Origin of the sequence: Roseivirga seohaensis subsp. aquiponti (genome assembly GCF_001267955.1) — a bacterium.
Taxonomy (GTDB): domain Bacteria; phylum Bacteroidota; class Bacteroidia; order Cytophagales; family Cyclobacteriaceae; genus Roseivirga; species Roseivirga seohaensis.
The window spans coordinates 96,993-112,981 of record NZ_JSVA01000003.1 but is presented as its reverse complement, the minus strand read 5'-3'; the positions used below and the strand labels follow the sequence as shown (position 1 = coordinate 112,981).

General features: G+C 39.0%; 16 protein-coding genes and 1 other RNA gene. 7 read left to right on the top strand and 10 right to left on the bottom strand.

The genetic code is table 11. The features are described from left to right. Positions 1-59 precede the first annotated feature (59 nt). Positions 60-935 carry a DUF2279 domain-containing protein gene (locus tag OB69_RS01855; RefSeq protein ID WP_053221997.1) on the top strand — a complete coding sequence of 292 codons (876 nt, stop codon included), beginning with the start codon at positions 60-62 and terminating at the stop codon, positions 933-935. Here the strand turns inward: OB69_RS01855 and OB69_RS01850 are convergent. From OB69_RS01850 to OB69_RS01835, 4 genes are read right to left on the bottom strand one after another with little or no spacing between them, the layout of a single operon-like run. Next, positions 895-1,770 carry a hypothetical protein gene (locus tag OB69_RS01850; RefSeq protein ID WP_053221996.1) on the bottom strand — a complete coding sequence of 292 codons (876 nt, stop codon included), beginning with the start codon at positions 1,768-1,770 and terminating at the stop codon, positions 895-897. The two genes, OB69_RS01855 and OB69_RS01850, sit on opposite strands and share 41 nt — an antisense overlap. Before the next feature lie 2 nt (positions 1,771-1,772). Further along, on the bottom strand, positions 1,773-2,132 hold the full coding sequence (locus tag OB69_RS01845) for a GntR family transcriptional regulator (RefSeq protein WP_053221995.1): 360 nt from the start codon (positions 2,130-2,132) through the stop codon (positions 1,773-1,775). A gap of 1 nt (position 2,133) precedes the next feature. Next, the gene (locus tag OB69_RS01840; RefSeq protein ID WP_157608467.1) at positions 2,134-2,880 is read right to left on the bottom strand and encodes a hypothetical protein; all 747 of its coding nucleotides are present in this window, start codon (positions 2,878-2,880) and stop codon (positions 2,134-2,136) included. Next, a complete protein-coding gene (locus OB69_RS01835) occupies positions 2,873-3,709 on the bottom strand; it encodes an ABC transporter ATP-binding protein (protein ID WP_053221993.1) in 837 nt (278 codons plus the stop codon). The genes OB69_RS01840 and OB69_RS01835 overlap by 8 nt, the downstream gene beginning before the upstream one ends. Before the next feature lie 224 nt (positions 3,710-3,933). On the opposite strand from OB69_RS01835, the gene OB69_RS01830 reads away from it, so the two are divergent. The 3 genes from OB69_RS01830 (at position 3,934) to OB69_RS01825 (ending at position 6,455) form a co-directional block, all read left to right on the top strand. After that, on the top strand, positions 3,934-4,800 hold the full coding sequence (locus tag OB69_RS01830; protein WP_053221992.1) for a hypothetical protein: 867 nt from the start codon (positions 3,934-3,936) through the stop codon (positions 4,798-4,800). A gap of 36 nt (positions 4,801-4,836) precedes the next feature. Then, positions 4,837-5,171, top strand: an RNA gene (rnpB, locus tag OB69_RS02365) — RNase P RNA component class A. Between the two features lie 129 nt (positions 5,172-5,300). After that, a complete protein-coding gene (locus tag OB69_RS01825) occupies positions 5,301-6,455 on the top strand; it encodes a sigma-54-dependent transcriptional regulator (protein WP_053221991.1) in 1,155 nt (384 codons plus the stop codon). Between the two features lie 232 nt (positions 6,456-6,687). On the opposite strand, the gene OB69_RS01820 is transcribed toward OB69_RS01825, so the two are convergent. Continuing rightward, the gene (locus OB69_RS01820) at positions 6,688-7,677 is read right to left on the bottom strand and encodes a LuxE/PaaK family acyltransferase (RefSeq protein ID WP_053221990.1); all 990 of its coding nucleotides are present in this window, start codon (positions 7,675-7,677) and stop codon (positions 6,688-6,690) included. A gap of 72 nt (positions 7,678-7,749) precedes the next feature. Here OB69_RS01820 and OB69_RS01815 point away from each other — a divergent pair, with 72 nt between their 5' ends. Beyond that, positions 7,750-8,526 (top strand): hypothetical protein, encoded by a 777-nt coding sequence (locus OB69_RS01815; RefSeq protein WP_053221989.1) that lies wholly within the window; start codon positions 7,750-7,752, stop codon positions 8,524-8,526. A gap of 22 nt (positions 8,527-8,548) precedes the next feature. Here the strand turns inward: OB69_RS01815 and OB69_RS01810 are convergent, their stop codons facing one another. After that, complete coding sequence (locus OB69_RS01810; protein WP_185096843.1) at positions 8,549-9,631, bottom strand: Vgb family protein; 1,083 nt, start codon at positions 9,629-9,631, stop codon at positions 8,549-8,551. A gap of 150 nt (positions 9,632-9,781) precedes the next feature. After that, a complete protein-coding gene (locus OB69_RS01805) occupies positions 9,782-10,654 on the bottom strand; it encodes an AraC family transcriptional regulator (protein ID WP_053221987.1) in 873 nt (290 codons plus the stop codon). Positions 10,655-10,757: 103 nt separating this feature from the next. Here OB69_RS01805 and OB69_RS01800 point away from each other — a divergent pair, with 103 nt between their 5' ends. After that, complete coding sequence (locus OB69_RS01800; RefSeq protein ID WP_053221986.1) at positions 10,758-11,153, top strand: DUF983 domain-containing protein; 396 nt, start codon at positions 10,758-10,760, stop codon at positions 11,151-11,153. 74 nt (positions 11,154-11,227) lie between these two features. Next, a complete protein-coding gene (locus OB69_RS01795) occupies positions 11,228-11,947 on the top strand; it encodes a pseudouridine synthase (protein ID WP_053221985.1) in 720 nt (239 codons plus the stop codon). A gap of 50 nt (positions 11,948-11,997) precedes the next feature. Here the strand turns inward: OB69_RS01795 and OB69_RS01790 are convergent, their stop codons facing one another. The 3 genes from OB69_RS01790 to OB69_RS01785 all read right to left on the bottom strand — a co-directional run bounded on the left by OB69_RS01790 (position 11,998) and on the right by OB69_RS01785 (position 15,958). Then, positions 11,998-13,149 carry a hypothetical protein gene (locus tag OB69_RS01790; protein ID WP_053221984.1) on the bottom strand — a complete coding sequence of 384 codons (1,152 nt, stop codon included), beginning with the start codon at positions 13,147-13,149 and terminating at the stop codon, positions 11,998-12,000. A 412-nt stretch (positions 13,150-13,561) separates the two neighbouring features. Continuing rightward, a complete protein-coding gene (locus OB69_RS18535) occupies positions 13,562-13,750 on the bottom strand; it encodes a hypothetical protein (protein WP_157608466.1) in 189 nt (62 codons plus the stop codon). Between the two features lie 6 nt (positions 13,751-13,756). Continuing rightward, the gene (locus OB69_RS01785; RefSeq protein WP_053221983.1) at positions 13,757-15,958 is read right to left on the bottom strand and encodes a B12-binding domain-containing radical SAM protein; all 2,202 of its coding nucleotides are present in this window, start codon (positions 15,956-15,958) and stop codon (positions 13,757-13,759) included. Between the last annotated feature and the right edge of the window lie 31 nt (positions 15,959-15,989).

Below are 15,989 nucleotides of genomic sequence, written 5' to 3'. Positions count from 1 at the left end.
CCTTTAAGCTTTCTTACAAAAAAACACTCCTGAAACTCAATTCGTTTTACCTTTGCCTCATGCGCTTGACTGCCCTTTTCCTACTTTCATTTCTGCTCACGGCAAAAGTGCATGCCTACCAAAATGATAGCATCCCAAATAAACGGCTAAACACTGTTCTGACGGTGAGTGGCGCTACATATGGAGCAACATTAATCGGGCTCAGTCAGGTGTGGTATAAAGAGCAAGGCTTGGAAAGGTTCAAGTTTTTCAATGACAATGCCGAATGGCATCAGGTAGATAAATTTGGACATTTCTATTCTACCTATCAGTTTTCGCGCATTGGTGATGGCCTTTTGCAATGGGCTGGTGTTGAAGAGAAAAAAGCTGCTTTTTGGGCGAGTGTGGCTGGAACTGGTTTACTTCTCCCTATCGAAATACTGGACGGATTTTCACCTGATTTCGGTTTTTCCTATGGCGACATGATCGCCAATACGGCTGGTTCTGCCTTCTTCCTAGGGCAAGATTTACTATGGAACGAGCAACGAATAAAACCCAAGTTCTCCTTTCACCGAACCGACTTAGCTCAACAAAGCCGACACCTTTTAGGCAATGGGCTGGCAGAAGAACTTATTAAGGATTACAATGGCCAAACCTATTGGTTCAGTATAGATATTCATGCTTTTGCAAAGAAGTCTAATTTTCCAAAATGGCTGAACTTGGGTCTTGGTTTTGGGGCGGAAGACATGATCCGCGCCAGAGTTGTCCAAAACGACCAAGCTGGTTTTTCCAGCTACCGTCAGCTTTACTTCGGCATAGATTTCAACCTTTCTTACATTAAAACCGATAAGAAATGGCTCAAAACACTGCTCTTTATCTTAGACGGTATTCACCTTCCTGCCCCAGCATTCGAGTTTAATTCGAAGAAGTCGAAGATGCATTGGTTTGCTTATTAAGTTCGATCAGGTATCGAGAATCCTTTTTACCATAAACCGTTTCAATTGATTTGTTTGGGTAATGAATTACAGCTTCGTCACTAATTTTATATTTAGTTAAAAGGATTTCCTTCTGACGAATTCTCAATGTGGCATTGTCTGAAAGTTCAACATCAGAATTAAGTGGCACCTCCTTTATCCCTTGAGGGAAATTAAGGAACATATATTCTAGACTCACCTGAGAGAAATCCTGTGACCGTACCGTTAGTTGATCAAAAACTAATCGATTAGCACTTGCAGATGATTGATCACTAGTGTTTATTGTAAAACGTCCCAAATTAAAAGACTTCTCATCAGAGTAGTTCTTTTCAGTATATCTCTTTTTAGAATACATCGAAACCGAGCTTTTTCCTGAAACCTTCACACTGCTCAAACCAACCAAATTCAACCTGATCGTTCGAATAGATGACGTTATCCTTTTCACTTTCCTAAAGAACAAGGTGTCATTTTTAATCTCAATTCTACTTAGAAGCTCTTTGTCATCGTAAACAGGGTAATACTGTGTCATCAGCATTCCGTCTGAGGCCAATTTGGCCTCAACCTCCTTGATCTTAACTGAATCAGTTGTAAACCAGTGTAGATCATCAAACAACACAGGGTCATCACCAATAAAGGCAGATAGGCGCCAGCCATCTTCCACCACCAAATGTTTGAAGGGAACTTCAAAAGGAACATAATGAACTTCATCTTTTACTCCTCTATCGTGATTTGAGGAAAGCATATAAAAACACAAATACGCAACTACAGTGAAGATAAACCCAAAGAAAATTGTGAGCACCAATTTAGAAGCCTTCATAATTATGATTTTCGGTTGTTAAACAATTCAACTATTTCGTCAATGGACATGTCCAGTACATCCATTTTATGAAAAATTTGGGGTAAGTCTTGGGTCAAAAATTCAGCTTTCTTAAGACCTTTGGCCTTCGCACAGCCATTCTTCTCTACAAAATACCCCACTCCTCTTTTGTTATAAATAATCTCAGATTCTTGAAGGTGGGTATAAGCGCGCATTACAGTATTCGGGTTTACCTCTAACTCCACAGCCAAGTCACGTACAGAAGGAATTCTTTCGTCTTCTTTCCATTGCTTCCTGATAATCATAGAAAGCATGATATCAGCGATTTGAAGGAATATGGATTTGTTAACTTCGAATTCCATCTTAAGCCTCTTTTTCCTTTAATTTCAAAAATGTCAACAGCCAGAAAACTAGACCAACTGGAATTGTTAAAAAGTGCCAGTTATAAACCAGTGAACTATAGAAGATTTTATTCATTGCCAGTTCATCAGTTCCTTTCGAATAATCAAAATTCAACCAAGCAGTATAGAATAACAAAGCAATAATGGCAGCAACCAATAAAGCCCATAATACTATTTTCATTAAAGGAGCCCTTTGAAAACTGGCTGCACCAAAGAGAAATATGGCTTGTATGAAAAAGTAAACCATATAGTCTAAACCATAGGGTGCTATATTGAAACTAAAAGGCATAAAAAAGGCTTGAGAAATATTATTCAAAACACCATTCACGATAACTGAAAACAGCCAATAGCTTAGTAAAAAGAACGATGGATAAACCAAAGTGGTAAGTAAAACCTCGCTACTAAACTTCTCTGAATTACTGGCTGGAATCATTAAGTAATCAATAGTTCCTTGCTTAGAGCGAAATCGAATAAAGCTACTACCAGTGAAAATAAAACCTGAAATATAGAGTGACAGAACAAACAAGTATTCATGTAGACTGAAGACCATATCATTGTAGTAAACATCCATATTCCAGTATATCACTATAAATAATATGGCAAAGCACAAACCAATGCAGGCAGTATAGAGCATTCGTTTTAGGTTGAGGTGAAGTGTAAGCTTTACTAAGCTGCTTAACCTTTGTGGACTAATCGTTGAATTATTCATGAGCTGTTGTTTTGAATTTTTCAGGATGAGCAACAATTCCAGAAAAGAGTAACTCTAAATCAATTTTGGATTCCAGATGTTCTTGTGACCGAACAATGGCCTTTCCGTTACCTAAACCCCTTTCATGGTAGAGCCATTGGGTGGAATCTGGAACTGTATCGGTGGACACAAAGTCGTATTGGTTGGAAATATCTTCCGTGCTTTTGTTGAAAATAATGGAGCCATTATTAAGCACTAAAACCCTGTCGATTAGATTTCCCAAATCCCGCACCTGATGGGTAGAAATAAGAATAAGTTTGTCATCAGTCATACTGGAGGCCACCAATTTTCGAAATACGCTTTTCGAAGGAATATCCAGACCATTTGTCGGTTCGTCAAATACCAATAGCGAACAACCCGTAGCCAAACCAAATGAAATGTAGAATTGCTTTTTCTGACCGTAGGACAAGTTTTTAAGGTTCTCAGATGGATCGATACCGAAACTGGTCATATTTGAAGCAAATGCCTCATGATCGAATTTGGGATAGAATGGTGCATAAAGCGCCACATGCTTGTCCATTCGAAGGTTAGACTCTTCAATTTCTTCGGGCAGAAAATAAACATTGCTTAAAAACTGAGGACTACGTTTTGAAGGAGTCTCCCCTAGCATTTGGCATTCACCAGCTTTGGGATAAAGCAAACCTGTGAGTATTTTAATGAGACTGGTTTTGCCCGCTCCATTCTTCCCCAATAAGCCAACAATATTCCCTTGACCCAACTCAAGATTGAGCTCATGAAATAGCTCCTTTTTCTTGGCGTAATGAAATGATAAGTTCTTAACTGAGATCATATTTTAGTGTATTAGACAACTAGTACACTGCAACAATAATAGAAATAATTATTCTTTGCAACAGGAACTCCAAAAATTTTCAAAATAATTAAACCCATAAAGTCTACTATGAACTTCTATAAAATCAATTCCATCCACTTACGCATTGATATAAATAATTTAAGCGTAGCGTAATATATTCGATGAAATATGAGTTACTTAAACATCAGCCTTCATAAACCATCATGAAAACTCTGAAATACGGCTTGCTTTTACTCTCTATGGCCTGCATATCATGTCGCCAAGATCCAGGAGAACTCCCCTCTCCAAAATATGATTTGGAAGTAGCCACAGAAATTATTGCCGAGTTTATTGATGATGACATTGAGAAAATAGTACTCTCACAACTCTTCAACTTTACGCTTACACGTGGCGTGGCCGCAGGCTCCCAAACCCATGAATTAAACAACCCTTATGAGTTCCGAACCCGTTGCGCAGCGAAAACAACAACCAACAACAACACCCAAGTGATTATCGATTTTGGGGCGGGCTGTAGAGATGAAATGGGGAGGTTCAGGGCTGGAAAAGTAACCGCCAACCTCTTCGAACGAAAAGAAAATGTTTTTGGAAGGGTGGAAATCACACTAGAAAACTACCAGTACGAAAGTGTAGCGGTATCAGGTAATAGAACAATAACAAACAACAGAGATACACACAGACAATATGCTGAAATTCAATCAACAGTTAATAATGGTATTTTAACCTTTGATGATCTCAGCACTTATTCTTACAATTCTGAAAGAAACACCACATGGGACTTTACAGACATCACTGAAACCGAATTTTACTTTGTTACGGAATTTCAAAAAACGGGTTTGAATAGAAATAATGTGAGCTTTGAGAGCAACTCGTTTACTCATATCACCTACAACTCCAATTGCTTTAAAACAGGAATTGGCCAAATGACGGGTGGGCAATTCAGAATAAGTAGTGAAGGGGTAAACAAAACCATTGAGTTTAAACCTCAACACTGTAGTCCACAAGCCTTTGTTGCAGTAGGCGATGCAGCACCTTACACCATGGACTTAAGCGAATTGTTTATTAACCATTAAAGGGTCAATTCGCAATACTTCCCTACCTTTGCTGCCGATACAAGCCACCTTATCGCTGCGATTAGAGTAATCGAAATCGGAGAGGAAAGTCCGGGCACCATAGGGAAGCATAGCGGCTAACGGCCGTCATCCACCATAGCTTTAGCGAAGGTGGAGAGGACAAGTGCAACAGAAAGTATGTACAGGTAATGCTGTAGTGAAACCAGGTAAACTCTATGCGGTGAAATGTCACATATACCTGCTTTTGAGGGTTCCCGCCCAATGCAGGAGGGTAGGCAGATGGACCCCGCCAGTAATGACGGGGCTAGATAAATGATAAGGGCCTTGACCTAGTTGAGGAACAGAACCCGGCTTATCGGCTTGTATCTTTTTTTATTCTTTGGTTTATATAGGCAATCCGCGTATAATTCCATTTGAGTTCTAAGCAGAAACATTAATTTCGCTTATTGTTGGCACGAAGAGTGTCAATCTATTTTTCCAAAACACTAATCCACCAGAAAATGGCAAAGATTCTAATCATCGATGACGAACAAAGTATCCGCAGCACCCTGCGCGAAATTCTTGAATATGAAAACTACACCATCGATGAAGCCAAAGACGGCCAGGAAGGTTTAGAAAAACTGATTGCCGACAAATACGACATTGCACTTTGCGATGTTAAAATGCCTAAAATGGACGGAATCGAACTTTTGGAGCGTGTTCAGATGGCAGGCATCGATACCCAGTTCATTATGATTTCGGCACATGGCACTATTGAAACAGCCGTGGACGCTACCAAAATGGGGGCTTTTGATTTTGTTCCTAAGCCACCAGATTTGAACCGCCTTTTACTTACGGTAAAGAATGCGCTAGAGAAATCATCTTTAGTAACAGAAACCAAAACTCTCAAAAAGCGACTTTCCAAAAAGTATGAAATGGTGGGCGAATCCACTGCTTTGAAAGACATCATTGAAATGATGGACAAGGTAGGCCCAACCGATGCCCGAGTTTTGATTACCGGCCCTAACGGAACAGGAAAAGAGTTGGTGGCTCACGGAATTCATGAAAGAAGTAATCGCGCAAAAGCACCATTTGTAGAAGTCAACTGTGCTGCCATACCTTCTGAATTGATTGAAAGTGAATTGTTTGGGCATGAAAAAGGATCATTTACTTCTGCTATCAAACAGCGCATTGGCAAATTTGAACAGGCCAATGACGGCACGCTTTTCTTGGATGAAATTGGCGATATGAGCCTTTCGGCACAAGCCAAAGTATTACGTGCTTTGCAGGAACATAGAATTAACCGTGTGGGCGGTGATAAGGACATCAATGTGAATGTTCGTGTATTGGCGGCCACCAACAAAGACTTAAAAAAGGAAATTGCTGAAGGCCGTTTTAGGGAAGATTTGTATCACAGGCTTGGGGTAATCTTGATTCAAGTACCTGCCTTGAAAGACAGAAAAGAAGACATTCCGCTTTTAGTAGATAAATTCCTACAAGACATTGCTAACGAATATGGCAACAAAAAGAAGGCAATTGAAGATAAAGCAATCGAGGAACTTCAAAAATACGACTGGTCAGGAAACATTCGAGAGTTACGCAATGTAACCGAGCGTTTAATCATTATGGCTGGTGATGTGATTGGTGTCGAAGATGTGAAAAAGTATCTGATTTAATCAGAAACGCGCTTTCTTCACGTCTTTATTATACTCCATGTCGGCTTTAGTATAGGCTGGGCATGGACGCTGCGCACAAGACGAGATGCCTAAGATTACAACAGCTAACAAAAGGGCTACTAATTTAAAGTTCTTCATCACACAATTTTGAAATAACAAATTTAGAAAAAATCGAAGCTTTCAATAGTAAATTCTCAATTTTCAATCAAAACGGATTGAAGTAGATTATATTTTAACCCACCATTAGGTTACAACCGCGAACATCGGAATTATCGAGTCTTCCAAGCACCTCAAATGTGCCGTCAGGATGAACCCTGCCTAAGTCTTTGGTTTCGATAAAAGAACAACTGTGAAGATTGGCCAAATCGATGATGTTAATGCCACCACTTCGTACTTGATTTGTTACGGTAAGCGGATCGTTGATGTCCCTCGTAAGCAGTTTCATCGTATAGCCGCAGCGAAAAATTCCATTTCCTTGAGAATAGCCTTGCGATAACAACTCTGTCATTCCATACTCAGAATGAATATGTTGTACACCAAAGCCCGGCTTCAATATTTCATGCACTTCATCTCTTACCAATTCCTCTCTCCTGCCCTTCATTCCACCAGTTTCCATCACAATTAGTTCAGGAAAATCAATTTGAAACTGCTCAACAAAATCAAGCAAGCCAAAAGTGACTCCTAATAAAATCGTCTTTCTACCTTCATTTTTACATCTCAAAAGCGTGTCGTATAGTTCTTTTGAATTATTAAGGAAGAAGCCAGAAGATGGGTCTGTCGAAATTTGAATAAACCTGTTGGCCATAGCCACCAAGCTAGAATTACTCCTTTCCAAATAAGAAGGAAGCAAAGCCAAAACCGTATAATCCTTTACTTCACCATAGGTTTTAGCAAAAATCTGTTCGGCTATTTTCAAATAGAATTCTTCATCGGCCACCCAATGTTTACTAGTTATTTGGCCAGTGGTGCCGCTGCTTTCATAACAAATACCCGACTGCCAATTGCCAGTTTTAATAGTATGGATTTTGAAGAATTCAATAGGTAAAAAAGGGATTTGCTCAAGCTTTGTTACCAACTCAGGAGATACACCTAGGCAATTAACAAATGCAGAATAAACAGGATTCATTTCGTATTGAGCCTTAAAAATATCTAAGGCCAGTGCATCAAATGAGTTTTCATTGACAGAAAAAACTCGCTCATATAAACTTTTCAGAGAATCCATTCGTTAATCAGTCGGCCCTTGATAGAGCTTTAGGGCAAATATGCCTATAATTGTATTGAGTTATAAAAGCTGATGAAGTTAAGTTTTCAAAAACATCATAAAATCATTTTTTCGATTGCACTTTTGGGGCTAGTAATGGCCTGTAATCGACCTCCAGATTTACCTGTAGAACCAAAAATTAGTTTCAATAAGGTAGAGTTTAAAGAAATAGTTGAAGTGATTGGCTCCACTGGTGTTGAAATTAGAACTGGTCAACTGAGTTTGTCTTTTAATATTTCAGATGGAGATGGTGACATCGGCATTGACGGTGGAGATATTGGACCTGATTATGATTTCATCAGCTACCCTAACGGAGAGATTGTTAAGTTCGGAGAAAGACCTGAAGACCCTCCTTTTACCTGCGTAGATTACATTAGAGAGGCTGCCGAAGGAGACAATGGCCTTGACTTAAATGGAAATGGAACCGCTACAGATACATTAAGAATTCAACTAAATGAAGATCGATTCAATTTCTTCATCGATTTTTTTGTAAAAAAGAACGGTACCTATCAAGAATTAGACTTTAGAAGAATCCCTGAGTCAGCCAATGGCATTACCTTATGCGGTGAAATTCCTTTTGACAGTCGAATTCCCTGCCTTTCTAATGATGCAAACCCGTGTTCGGCCATAACAAATAACCCAGGCCCCATTGAAGGTGTAATTAAATACGATATGCAATCGGGACTTTTCCTTCCTGTTTTTAGAACCGATACTATTAAAGTGGTTTTCCAAATTCAAGACCGAGCCTTGAACCGTAGTAATGTGGTAGAAAGTCCAGAATTTACCTTACAAAGCGCAAGTATAGATTAAGTTCTAATTGAACTTTTCGGTCTTATTTCACCGCCTCAATTGCTGTAGCAATAGTTACTTTACCCAATTTATCTTGCTTTAATTCGGTGAAGTAAATGTTTCCATCCTTGCCCTCTTTTATTCTGTGCATAACGGTTTTACTTGTGGGTACTTTATAATAAGTAATTTCTACATTGGTTAAGTCACCCGCTGGAGCTCTAAGAATAGACCGATCGAACTTGATGATATAATCATTACCTTCTGGATTTGGGTTGTTCTGATCAACATAACTTTGTACCCATAAATTGCCTTGACTGTCGAAAGTAAGACCCGCCAATATCTGATTTTTCTGAGTAGAAGGGACTGAAAATTCGTCAATATTTCCGTTCATATCTATTCGGCCTACCTTATTTCCAGCTTCTTCGGTAAACCACATATAGTCACCTAAAGGGTCTGGTTTAATGGCGATTGGTCTACTATTACCTGTTGGAATCGAATACTCTGTTACCTCACCTTTAGGGGTTACTTGCAAAATTTTGCTCGTAAGAAGTTCAGTTCCCCATACATTTCCATCAGGGCCGGCATGAAGATAAATTGGCACAGCACCGAGGGCTGGTAATTCGAAATGTTCAACCGAACGATCAGGGTTAATTTTCCCTACAGTGCTTGTACGTTTTCCTGTAAACCAAATCGTTTCTCCGTCTGCATCTAAGCCAATCCCATGCGGACTTGTGTTTATAGGGGTGGAAATTCCGTCTCCAGAAATATGACAATCAATTTCTTCAACAATCTCCCCCTTCTCATCTAACCTTACCACAACTCCTTTGAACTCTAACGACACCCAAAGTTGATCATGTTTATCAAATAGAATTCCATGTGGCCCGCTTCCATCAGGCATCTTAAAGTATTCAATCGTGCCGTCATAGTCCATCTTCGCAACATGATCCATATTTTGCCCCGTAATGTATATATAATCACCGTTCATGGCCAATTCGTGGGTAGAACCTTTAATGGAGCTCGGCCAATTTAAACTCGTATCGCTAATGGTATTTTGAGCCATTAATTTTATTGGTGAAGAACATATTAAACTGATTACTATTAATGTGATACTTAATTTTTTGGTCATGAGTATTTCGAGTTAAGACAAAATCATTCAGATTAGTCATTTTAAATTAATAACGTTCAATATATCACTTATAAATGATTAAATATATTTTAAATCTCAATTTAAAAATAAAGTATCGATAGCATTAAAACGCTTGCCTTACTTAACGCTCTATATCATATAGCTCTTCCTAAACTCTTGAGGGGTCTGTCCGGTATTCTTTTTGAAAAGCCTTGAAAAATAAGAATAGTCTGTATACCCCAGTTTATTTGCAATTTCTGCAATACTCAAATCTTTGAACATCAGTAATCGCTTGGCCTCAAGTAATACTCGTCCAGTAATTATTTGACTAACCGACATGCCAAGCACTTGATTGCATATGCGGTTCAAATGCTTGAGCGAAATATTCAGCAATTCTGCATATTCAGCAGGCGATTTTCGATTCAAAAACTGCGCTTCAACCAACTGCTCGAAGGTCTTTATTGTGCTGCCATATCGCGAAATGCCTTTCACTTTATTACTCGAGGGATGATAAGCCCGAGCTAAAGCCACATAAACCAAAGTAATCAACGCATGAATTCTGAGCGCTTTGTACTCTCTTTGATGATTGTATTCATCAAGCATGTTTTCACAAATTTCTGCAAATGAACTAAGCTCTTTCGTATCTAAAAGTACCTCGGGCGTGTTTTGGTTTGAGTAAAAAAAGGGAAATCTGTCCAACTCAAATTGGTTGTCGCGGAGCAAGTAGAATTCCTTTGAATGTGAAAAAACATAGCCTTGTACATCATCAGAAAGTTTCCAATGATGCATTTGACCTGGCGCCAAAACGAAAAAACTTCCCGGACCAACTTTATAGCTGTCAAAGTCTATTTCGTGAATCCCAGTCCCTTTAGTAAAAAATACATTTAAATAAAAATCGTGTTTGTGAGGAAGAGAAATCATATTATGATGATCAAGAAGGTGTTTCTTCAAATCATTTACATACACGCCATTCCCTTGGCTTAATAAAAACTGATCGAGATGCAGCACAGGAATATTCTCCATACTGCAATTTGATAAAAATGTCTTGATTGTCCTATCATTAGCGTGCTTTGTAACAGTACATTTAAACCGTACATTTTACCTTTGTACAATAATTGATGAACCTATGAGCAGATTCAACTCACTATTAAAAGGGAAATGCCCAAAATGCGAAACGGGGAAAATATTTGAGTCAAACGGAAATATTTTAAAACTAAAAGGCCCCATTATGCACGACAACTGCCCACATTGCAACTATAAATTTGAGCGTGAACCAGGCTATTTTTATGGCGCTATGTTTATGAGTTACGGAATCACCATGGCTGAAGCAATTGCTACTTATGTAGCTATTAAAGTTCTAAACATAGATCTTTCAATAGATGCCATGATGGCCACTATTACTGCCGTAATGCTGATTTTCCTTTTTCCAAACTTTAAATTTTCCAGAATACTTTGGCTCTACACCTTTACTAAAAAAGATGAAGTTGGCTCGGCAGACAAAATTGAAAGGCTCAAAATTTGAAATTAAATAGGCTTTAGAATACCTTTCCATAATTCAGTTTGAAACCAAATTACTTTCTGGTTCGGGCTCTTTATATGGAAGATATTATTCAAGTTCCCCACGATTCAATTCCCTTAGAAATTCTTTATCAAGATGATGTGATGGTGGCCATTAATAAACCCAATGGCTTATTGGTACACCGGTCGCCAATTGCTACCAATACCAACACATTTGCAGTGCAGGAACTTCGAAACCAAATTGGGCTGAAGGTTTCACCTGCTCATAGACTCGATAGAAAAACTTCGGGCATTCTCTTATTTGCGCTGAACACGGAAAGTCTCACTCATTTACAATCTCTGTTTGAAAACAGAACGGTTGACAAAACGTACCATGCCATTGTTCGCGGTTATACCGAAAATGAAGGACTTATTGACTACCCACTGACCAACGACAAAGGTAAAACGCAAGAAGCCATTACGCGCTACAAAACCCTAAAACGAACTGAAATTTCAGTACCGTTTGGAAAACATGCTACTTCGCGCTACTCTTTAGTAGAGGTATATCCAGAAACAGGCCGAATGCACCAAATCAGAAAGCATTTTGCACATATCCTCCATCCCATTATTGGCGACCGTCCTCATGGCTGCAACAAGCAGAACAAGCTCTTTCTAGAAAAATGGAATTTAACCGAAATGCTTCTCCATGCCATTGAAATAGAATTTGAACATCCCGTTTCTGGAGAAAAAATTAAACTTAAAGCTGATTACCAAAGTGAGTTTAAGAGGATGTTGGGGAGTTTAGGGTTTAGGGGTTGAGGTGGTTTCAGAAACATCATTGTTTGAGTAGCATCCATTGAAGCACTATTTCACTTTTTCCTCTTACGCATCAAAAGATTCGTATAATCACTAAAATTATATCTACTGTTTAACACCTTATAAGTCAGCTGTCCTAATAGGTAATTTTCGGCTACCGCAAACTGAGTCTTTTCATAGTTTACTACAGTATCAAATAAATCTACTTGTTCAACTTGATGTTGGAGTTTAAAAATTCTACTGTTGGCCTGAAGGCTTTCCCCCATATGAATAGGCTTAGTAAGATGGAAGTATTCGGTAAGTTCTACCCCATACTCTAAACCCAAATTACTTTTGGCAGGGAACGCATAATTGTAAAACACCCCAATATCCTTGACGTTTGGATTAATTTTAGTCGAATTGTACTTCACTCCCAGAATTCTTTGCCTACCATGCATTACCCAATTAAGAATCATCTGAGGTATCAAATACTCACACCTAAACTTATGATCATAGTCATGGACAAAGATATTACAAGCCGCAAGTAATGGCCACGTAATGATAAAGCGAAGTTTTGATTCAGAATCAACCAAAACCCTATCCCAAGTCAGATCGAGAACATAATTCTTTATTTCATCAAATGGAAAATACCTCACCAAACTTGCATATTGGTTGTTATATGATTCTAGTTGCTTCTCGCGAAAACATAAATACAAAGAGTTCGATAAATACAAACATGGATTTCCTGAAACGCTGTATCTTTCATCAGCAACTTTATATCTTTCATCAAATGGTATATGAAATAAATCTTTTTGATCAAGTAGGAAGGATTCCGAAGATCTGATCCTATAGGAGATATCAGGTATTCTTTGAACCAACAGTAATTCTTCTAATCGTATTGAACTTCCTGAACCATATTTATGCTCTTCTTCAAGCGTGTTTTTAAACAATTCGTAGGCTGCATATCTGTTTGATTCATTCAGATATTTGGATAATACATTAATCAAGCCCAGAGCGAATTTGCTTGCCAACTTCTTAACCTCTATAAGGTCTAAATTCCATCTATTATTTTTAAATAAATCATCTTGATCATCTAAATGATCTAAATGATTAATATAACCTATCAACCTACCATTAATTGCAAAATGGCATCCCCTAGAATCCTCTTCACGCCATTTAATGGGCATCTTCAATTTCTCTGATCCAATAAATTCGTTAACATTCATGAGTAACAAGATGAAAATATTCAGGCTAATTTTAAAATCAAAAGAGCCCTCCTGTCTCAGGTTCCCGAACCTGTGACAAGCAATTATTCAAGAACTCTGTCCGCCAAAATGGTTAAAACCATTTTACAAATAAATTTATACAAATAGCCCACGGTTTAAACCGCAGGCTATAGAACTACTTTGCGGTTAAAGAATGTATTACACAAACCAATGCCCACTGTGTTACTTAAAAAAACCTCACTTTTCGAAGCCTACCAAGATGATTGAGAAGCAAGTTATTGTCACTCTCCTTTTCATCATTTTAGAGTTATTACGCCCCTTCAGGGCTTTATTATTTATATATTTAACTAGGAATGGGTAGTACCCATTCCTGTGATATTCCGCCCCGTTGGGGCTTATTGTGCAATCTGTTCTAAAATGGGCAAGAGAATATTAACTCCCTTGGATCCTTAACTGTAAAGCATTCTACTTCTCTCAGCCCTGAAAGGGCGGGATATCGTAACGAAGGGTTCAGCCCTTCGGAACAGAATACTCCATCTTCCCAATAGTCCTGTAGGGACGTATTATTAAAAGCATTGCGCTGCTTACCGTTCTTTGCCATTCAACTTTACAACACTAACAAACCATGTTCTCTTAGCGTATTGATAGGTTTTGAAACCCAAAAGAGTTCAAAATCTTCGAAATGGGTTTCGTAATCGGCTTTGATTTGTGCGTAAGTAAGTAGAGGTTCTGCACCAATTTTGAGTTGGTCTAGGATGTTGATTAACCATTCTGCTTTTTCACGCTCTGTCGTGATATCAAAACTTCCCCGTTTAGTATAAAAGGTGAGTTGTGCCCTTTCTCTGGTCACTCCTTTTTTGGTTTTAGCCTGAAAAGACACCAAAGGGGCTCCACCTAGCCACACAATTTTGGCGGTTGGGCGGGTCACTATCATGGGTTCGTTTTCCAAACTATTAATGATGAAATCTCGCTTGATTTTCGTTTTTGGAATTTTAAAATCAAACCATTCTTGTAAAGGCATATCGAAACCAATACCATGCATAAAGTTGAACAACGACTTTTTTAAACCAAAGCTAAATTGCTCATGGTCAATGCCCGTTTTGTCCTTGAACATCACATCATTATTGGCAAATGATATCGAATTGTAATTGGGCGTAATTCCATATTCCGAAGGATTAAGCCCAACAGGACTATGGGCTGTCAATGCAAACTGATGCCAAAAACCAGATTGAATAATTCCCAACTCGAACATCTGACGCACCATTTCAAGACTGTCAATCGTTTCTTGTACCGTCTGACTTGGGTAACCATACATGAGGTACGAATGTACCATAATACCCACTTCTGTAAAATTTCGAGTAACGGCCGCTACTTGTTCTACGGTTACGCCTTTATCAATCAAAGCTAAAAGTCGGTCGGAAGCGACTTCTAAACCACCAGAAACCGCAATGCATCCCGAAGCTTTCAATAATGCACAAAGGTCCGCTGTAAAGCTCTTTTCAAAGCGAATGTTTGTCCACCAAGTAATGGTAAGCTTGCGTCTGATGATCTCAATCGCCATTTCGCGCATCAAGGCTGGCGGTGCAGCTTCATCTACAAAATGAAATCCCCTCTCTCCTGTTTGCGCAATCAATTCTTCTACTCTGTCCACCAAAAGTTTGGCAGTGAGTGGCTCGTAACGCTTGATATAGTCGAGGGAAATATCGCAAAAAGTGCATTTCCCCCAATAGCAACCATGCGCCATGGTGAGTTTATTCCATCGGCCATCGCTCCACAAGCTGTGCATTGGGTTGGCAATTTCAATCACGGAAATGTACTGATCGAGCAACAGGTCTGAATAATCAGGTGTACCCAATTGGCTCTGCGGAAAATCGTTTTGAAGTGAGTTGTTAACATAAACTACTTCCTCATTTTCCTTCAGAAAAGTTCTTTTAAAGATATTTAAATCAGGGTTTTCAGGCTTCGGATTTAATACATTCGATGCCAAAAGAAAAATCGGCAGCTCACCATCGTCTAGCGTAATGTAATCGAAGAAGTCAAAAACGCGCACGTCCTTCACCGTTCTTAATTCGGTATTGGGAAAACCACCGCCCATCGACACTTTGATACCTGGGTAATTGGCTTTGATGAACTGCGCACAGCGGAAAGCGCTGTACAGGTTACCTGGAAAAGGAACAGAAATACAAACCAATTTAGGTTGATGTTTCTTAAGTCTTTCCTCCAGAATTTTAATTGTAATTTCATCGATATAAGTAAGCGGAGCCTGCAATTGCGCATAAAGTTCATCAAAGGCATTCGCGCTTTGCCCCAGCCTTTCTGCATAGCGACTGAAGCCAAAGTTCTCGTCAATACATTCAATAATGAAATCAGATAAATCTTCGAGGTACAAGGTTGCTAAATGCTTAGCGCGGTCCTGCATTCCCATGGCGCCAAAGGCCCAATCCAGATCGTCTACTTGTTCGAACCTAGCCGCTTCTGGCAAAAAGGATTCAGAGCAAATCTGGCGAGCAAAAGTTTGATTCTTCCCTTGTAGAAAGGATATTACGCCTTCTATCGTATTCAGGTATTCTTCACGCAAAGCATAAATTCGTTCCCCGTTTTCAGTATTAATTCGGTCATTCTCTTCAGCATAAGAAAATAAATACTGAAGGCTTTCCTTCGAGAATAATTCGAGAATTACCTCTATGCCCAAATCCATTTGAAAGGAAGAAATCGACTTGGTATTTAGAAAACCCTTGAGGTAAGCCGTTGCTGGATAAGGCGTATTCAGTTGGGTAAAAGGAGGCGTAAGAAGTAGAAGATCTTTCAAGCAATTGACTTAATACATGCCTTCAACCTGA

Bases quoted from the DNA above. Each gene is read 5' to 3' on its own strand.
- OB69_RS01820 (WP_053221990.1), bottom strand. From the start codon at position 7,677: ATGGATTCTCTGAAAAGTTTATATGAGCGAGTTTTTTCTGTCAATGAA.
- OB69_RS01835 (WP_053221993.1), bottom strand. From the start codon at position 3,709: ATGATCTCAGTTAAGAACTTATCATTTCATTACGCCAAGAAAAAGGAG.
- OB69_RS01830 (WP_053221992.1), top strand. From the start codon at position 3,934: ATGAAAACTCTGAAATACGGCTTGCTTTTACTCTCTATGGCCTGCATA.
- OB69_RS01795 (WP_053221985.1), top strand. From the start codon at position 11,228: ATGGAAGATATTATTCAAGTTCCCCACGATTCAATTCCCTTAGAAATT.
- OB69_RS01800 (WP_053221986.1), top strand. From the start codon at position 10,758: ATGAGCAGATTCAACTCACTATTAAAAGGGAAATGCCCAAAATGCGAA.
- OB69_RS01840 (WP_157608467.1), bottom strand. From the start codon at position 2,880: ATGAATAATTCAACGATTAGTCCACAAAGGTTAAGCAGCTTAGTAAAG.
- OB69_RS01845 (WP_053221995.1), bottom strand. From the start codon at position 2,132: ATGGAATTCGAAGTTAACAAATCCATATTCCTTCAAATCGCTGATATC.
- OB69_RS01805 (WP_053221987.1), bottom strand. From the start codon at position 10,654: ATGGAGAATATTCCTGTGCTGCATCTCGATCAGTTTTTATTAAGCCAA.
- OB69_RS01855 (WP_053221997.1), top strand. From the start codon at position 60: ATGCGCTTGACTGCCCTTTTCCTACTTTCATTTCTGCTCACGGCAAAA.
- OB69_RS18535 (WP_157608466.1), bottom strand. From the start codon at position 13,750: ATGGCAAAGAACGGTAAGCAGCGCAATGCTTTTAATAATACGTCCCTA.
- OB69_RS01790 (WP_053221984.1), bottom strand. From the start codon at position 13,149: ATGAATGTTAACGAATTTATTGGATCAGAGAAATTGAAGATGCCCATT.
- OB69_RS01850 (WP_053221996.1), bottom strand. From the start codon at position 1,770: ATGAAGGCTTCTAAATTGGTGCTCACAATTTTCTTTGGGTTTATCTTC.
- OB69_RS01815 (WP_053221989.1), top strand. From the start codon at position 7,750: ATGAAGTTAAGTTTTCAAAAACATCATAAAATCATTTTTTCGATTGCA.
- OB69_RS01810 (WP_185096843.1), bottom strand. From the start codon at position 9,631: ATGACCAAAAAATTAAGTATCACATTAATAGTAATCAGTTTAATATGT.
- OB69_RS01825 (WP_053221991.1), top strand. From the start codon at position 5,301: ATGGCAAAGATTCTAATCATCGATGACGAACAAAGTATCCGCAGCACC.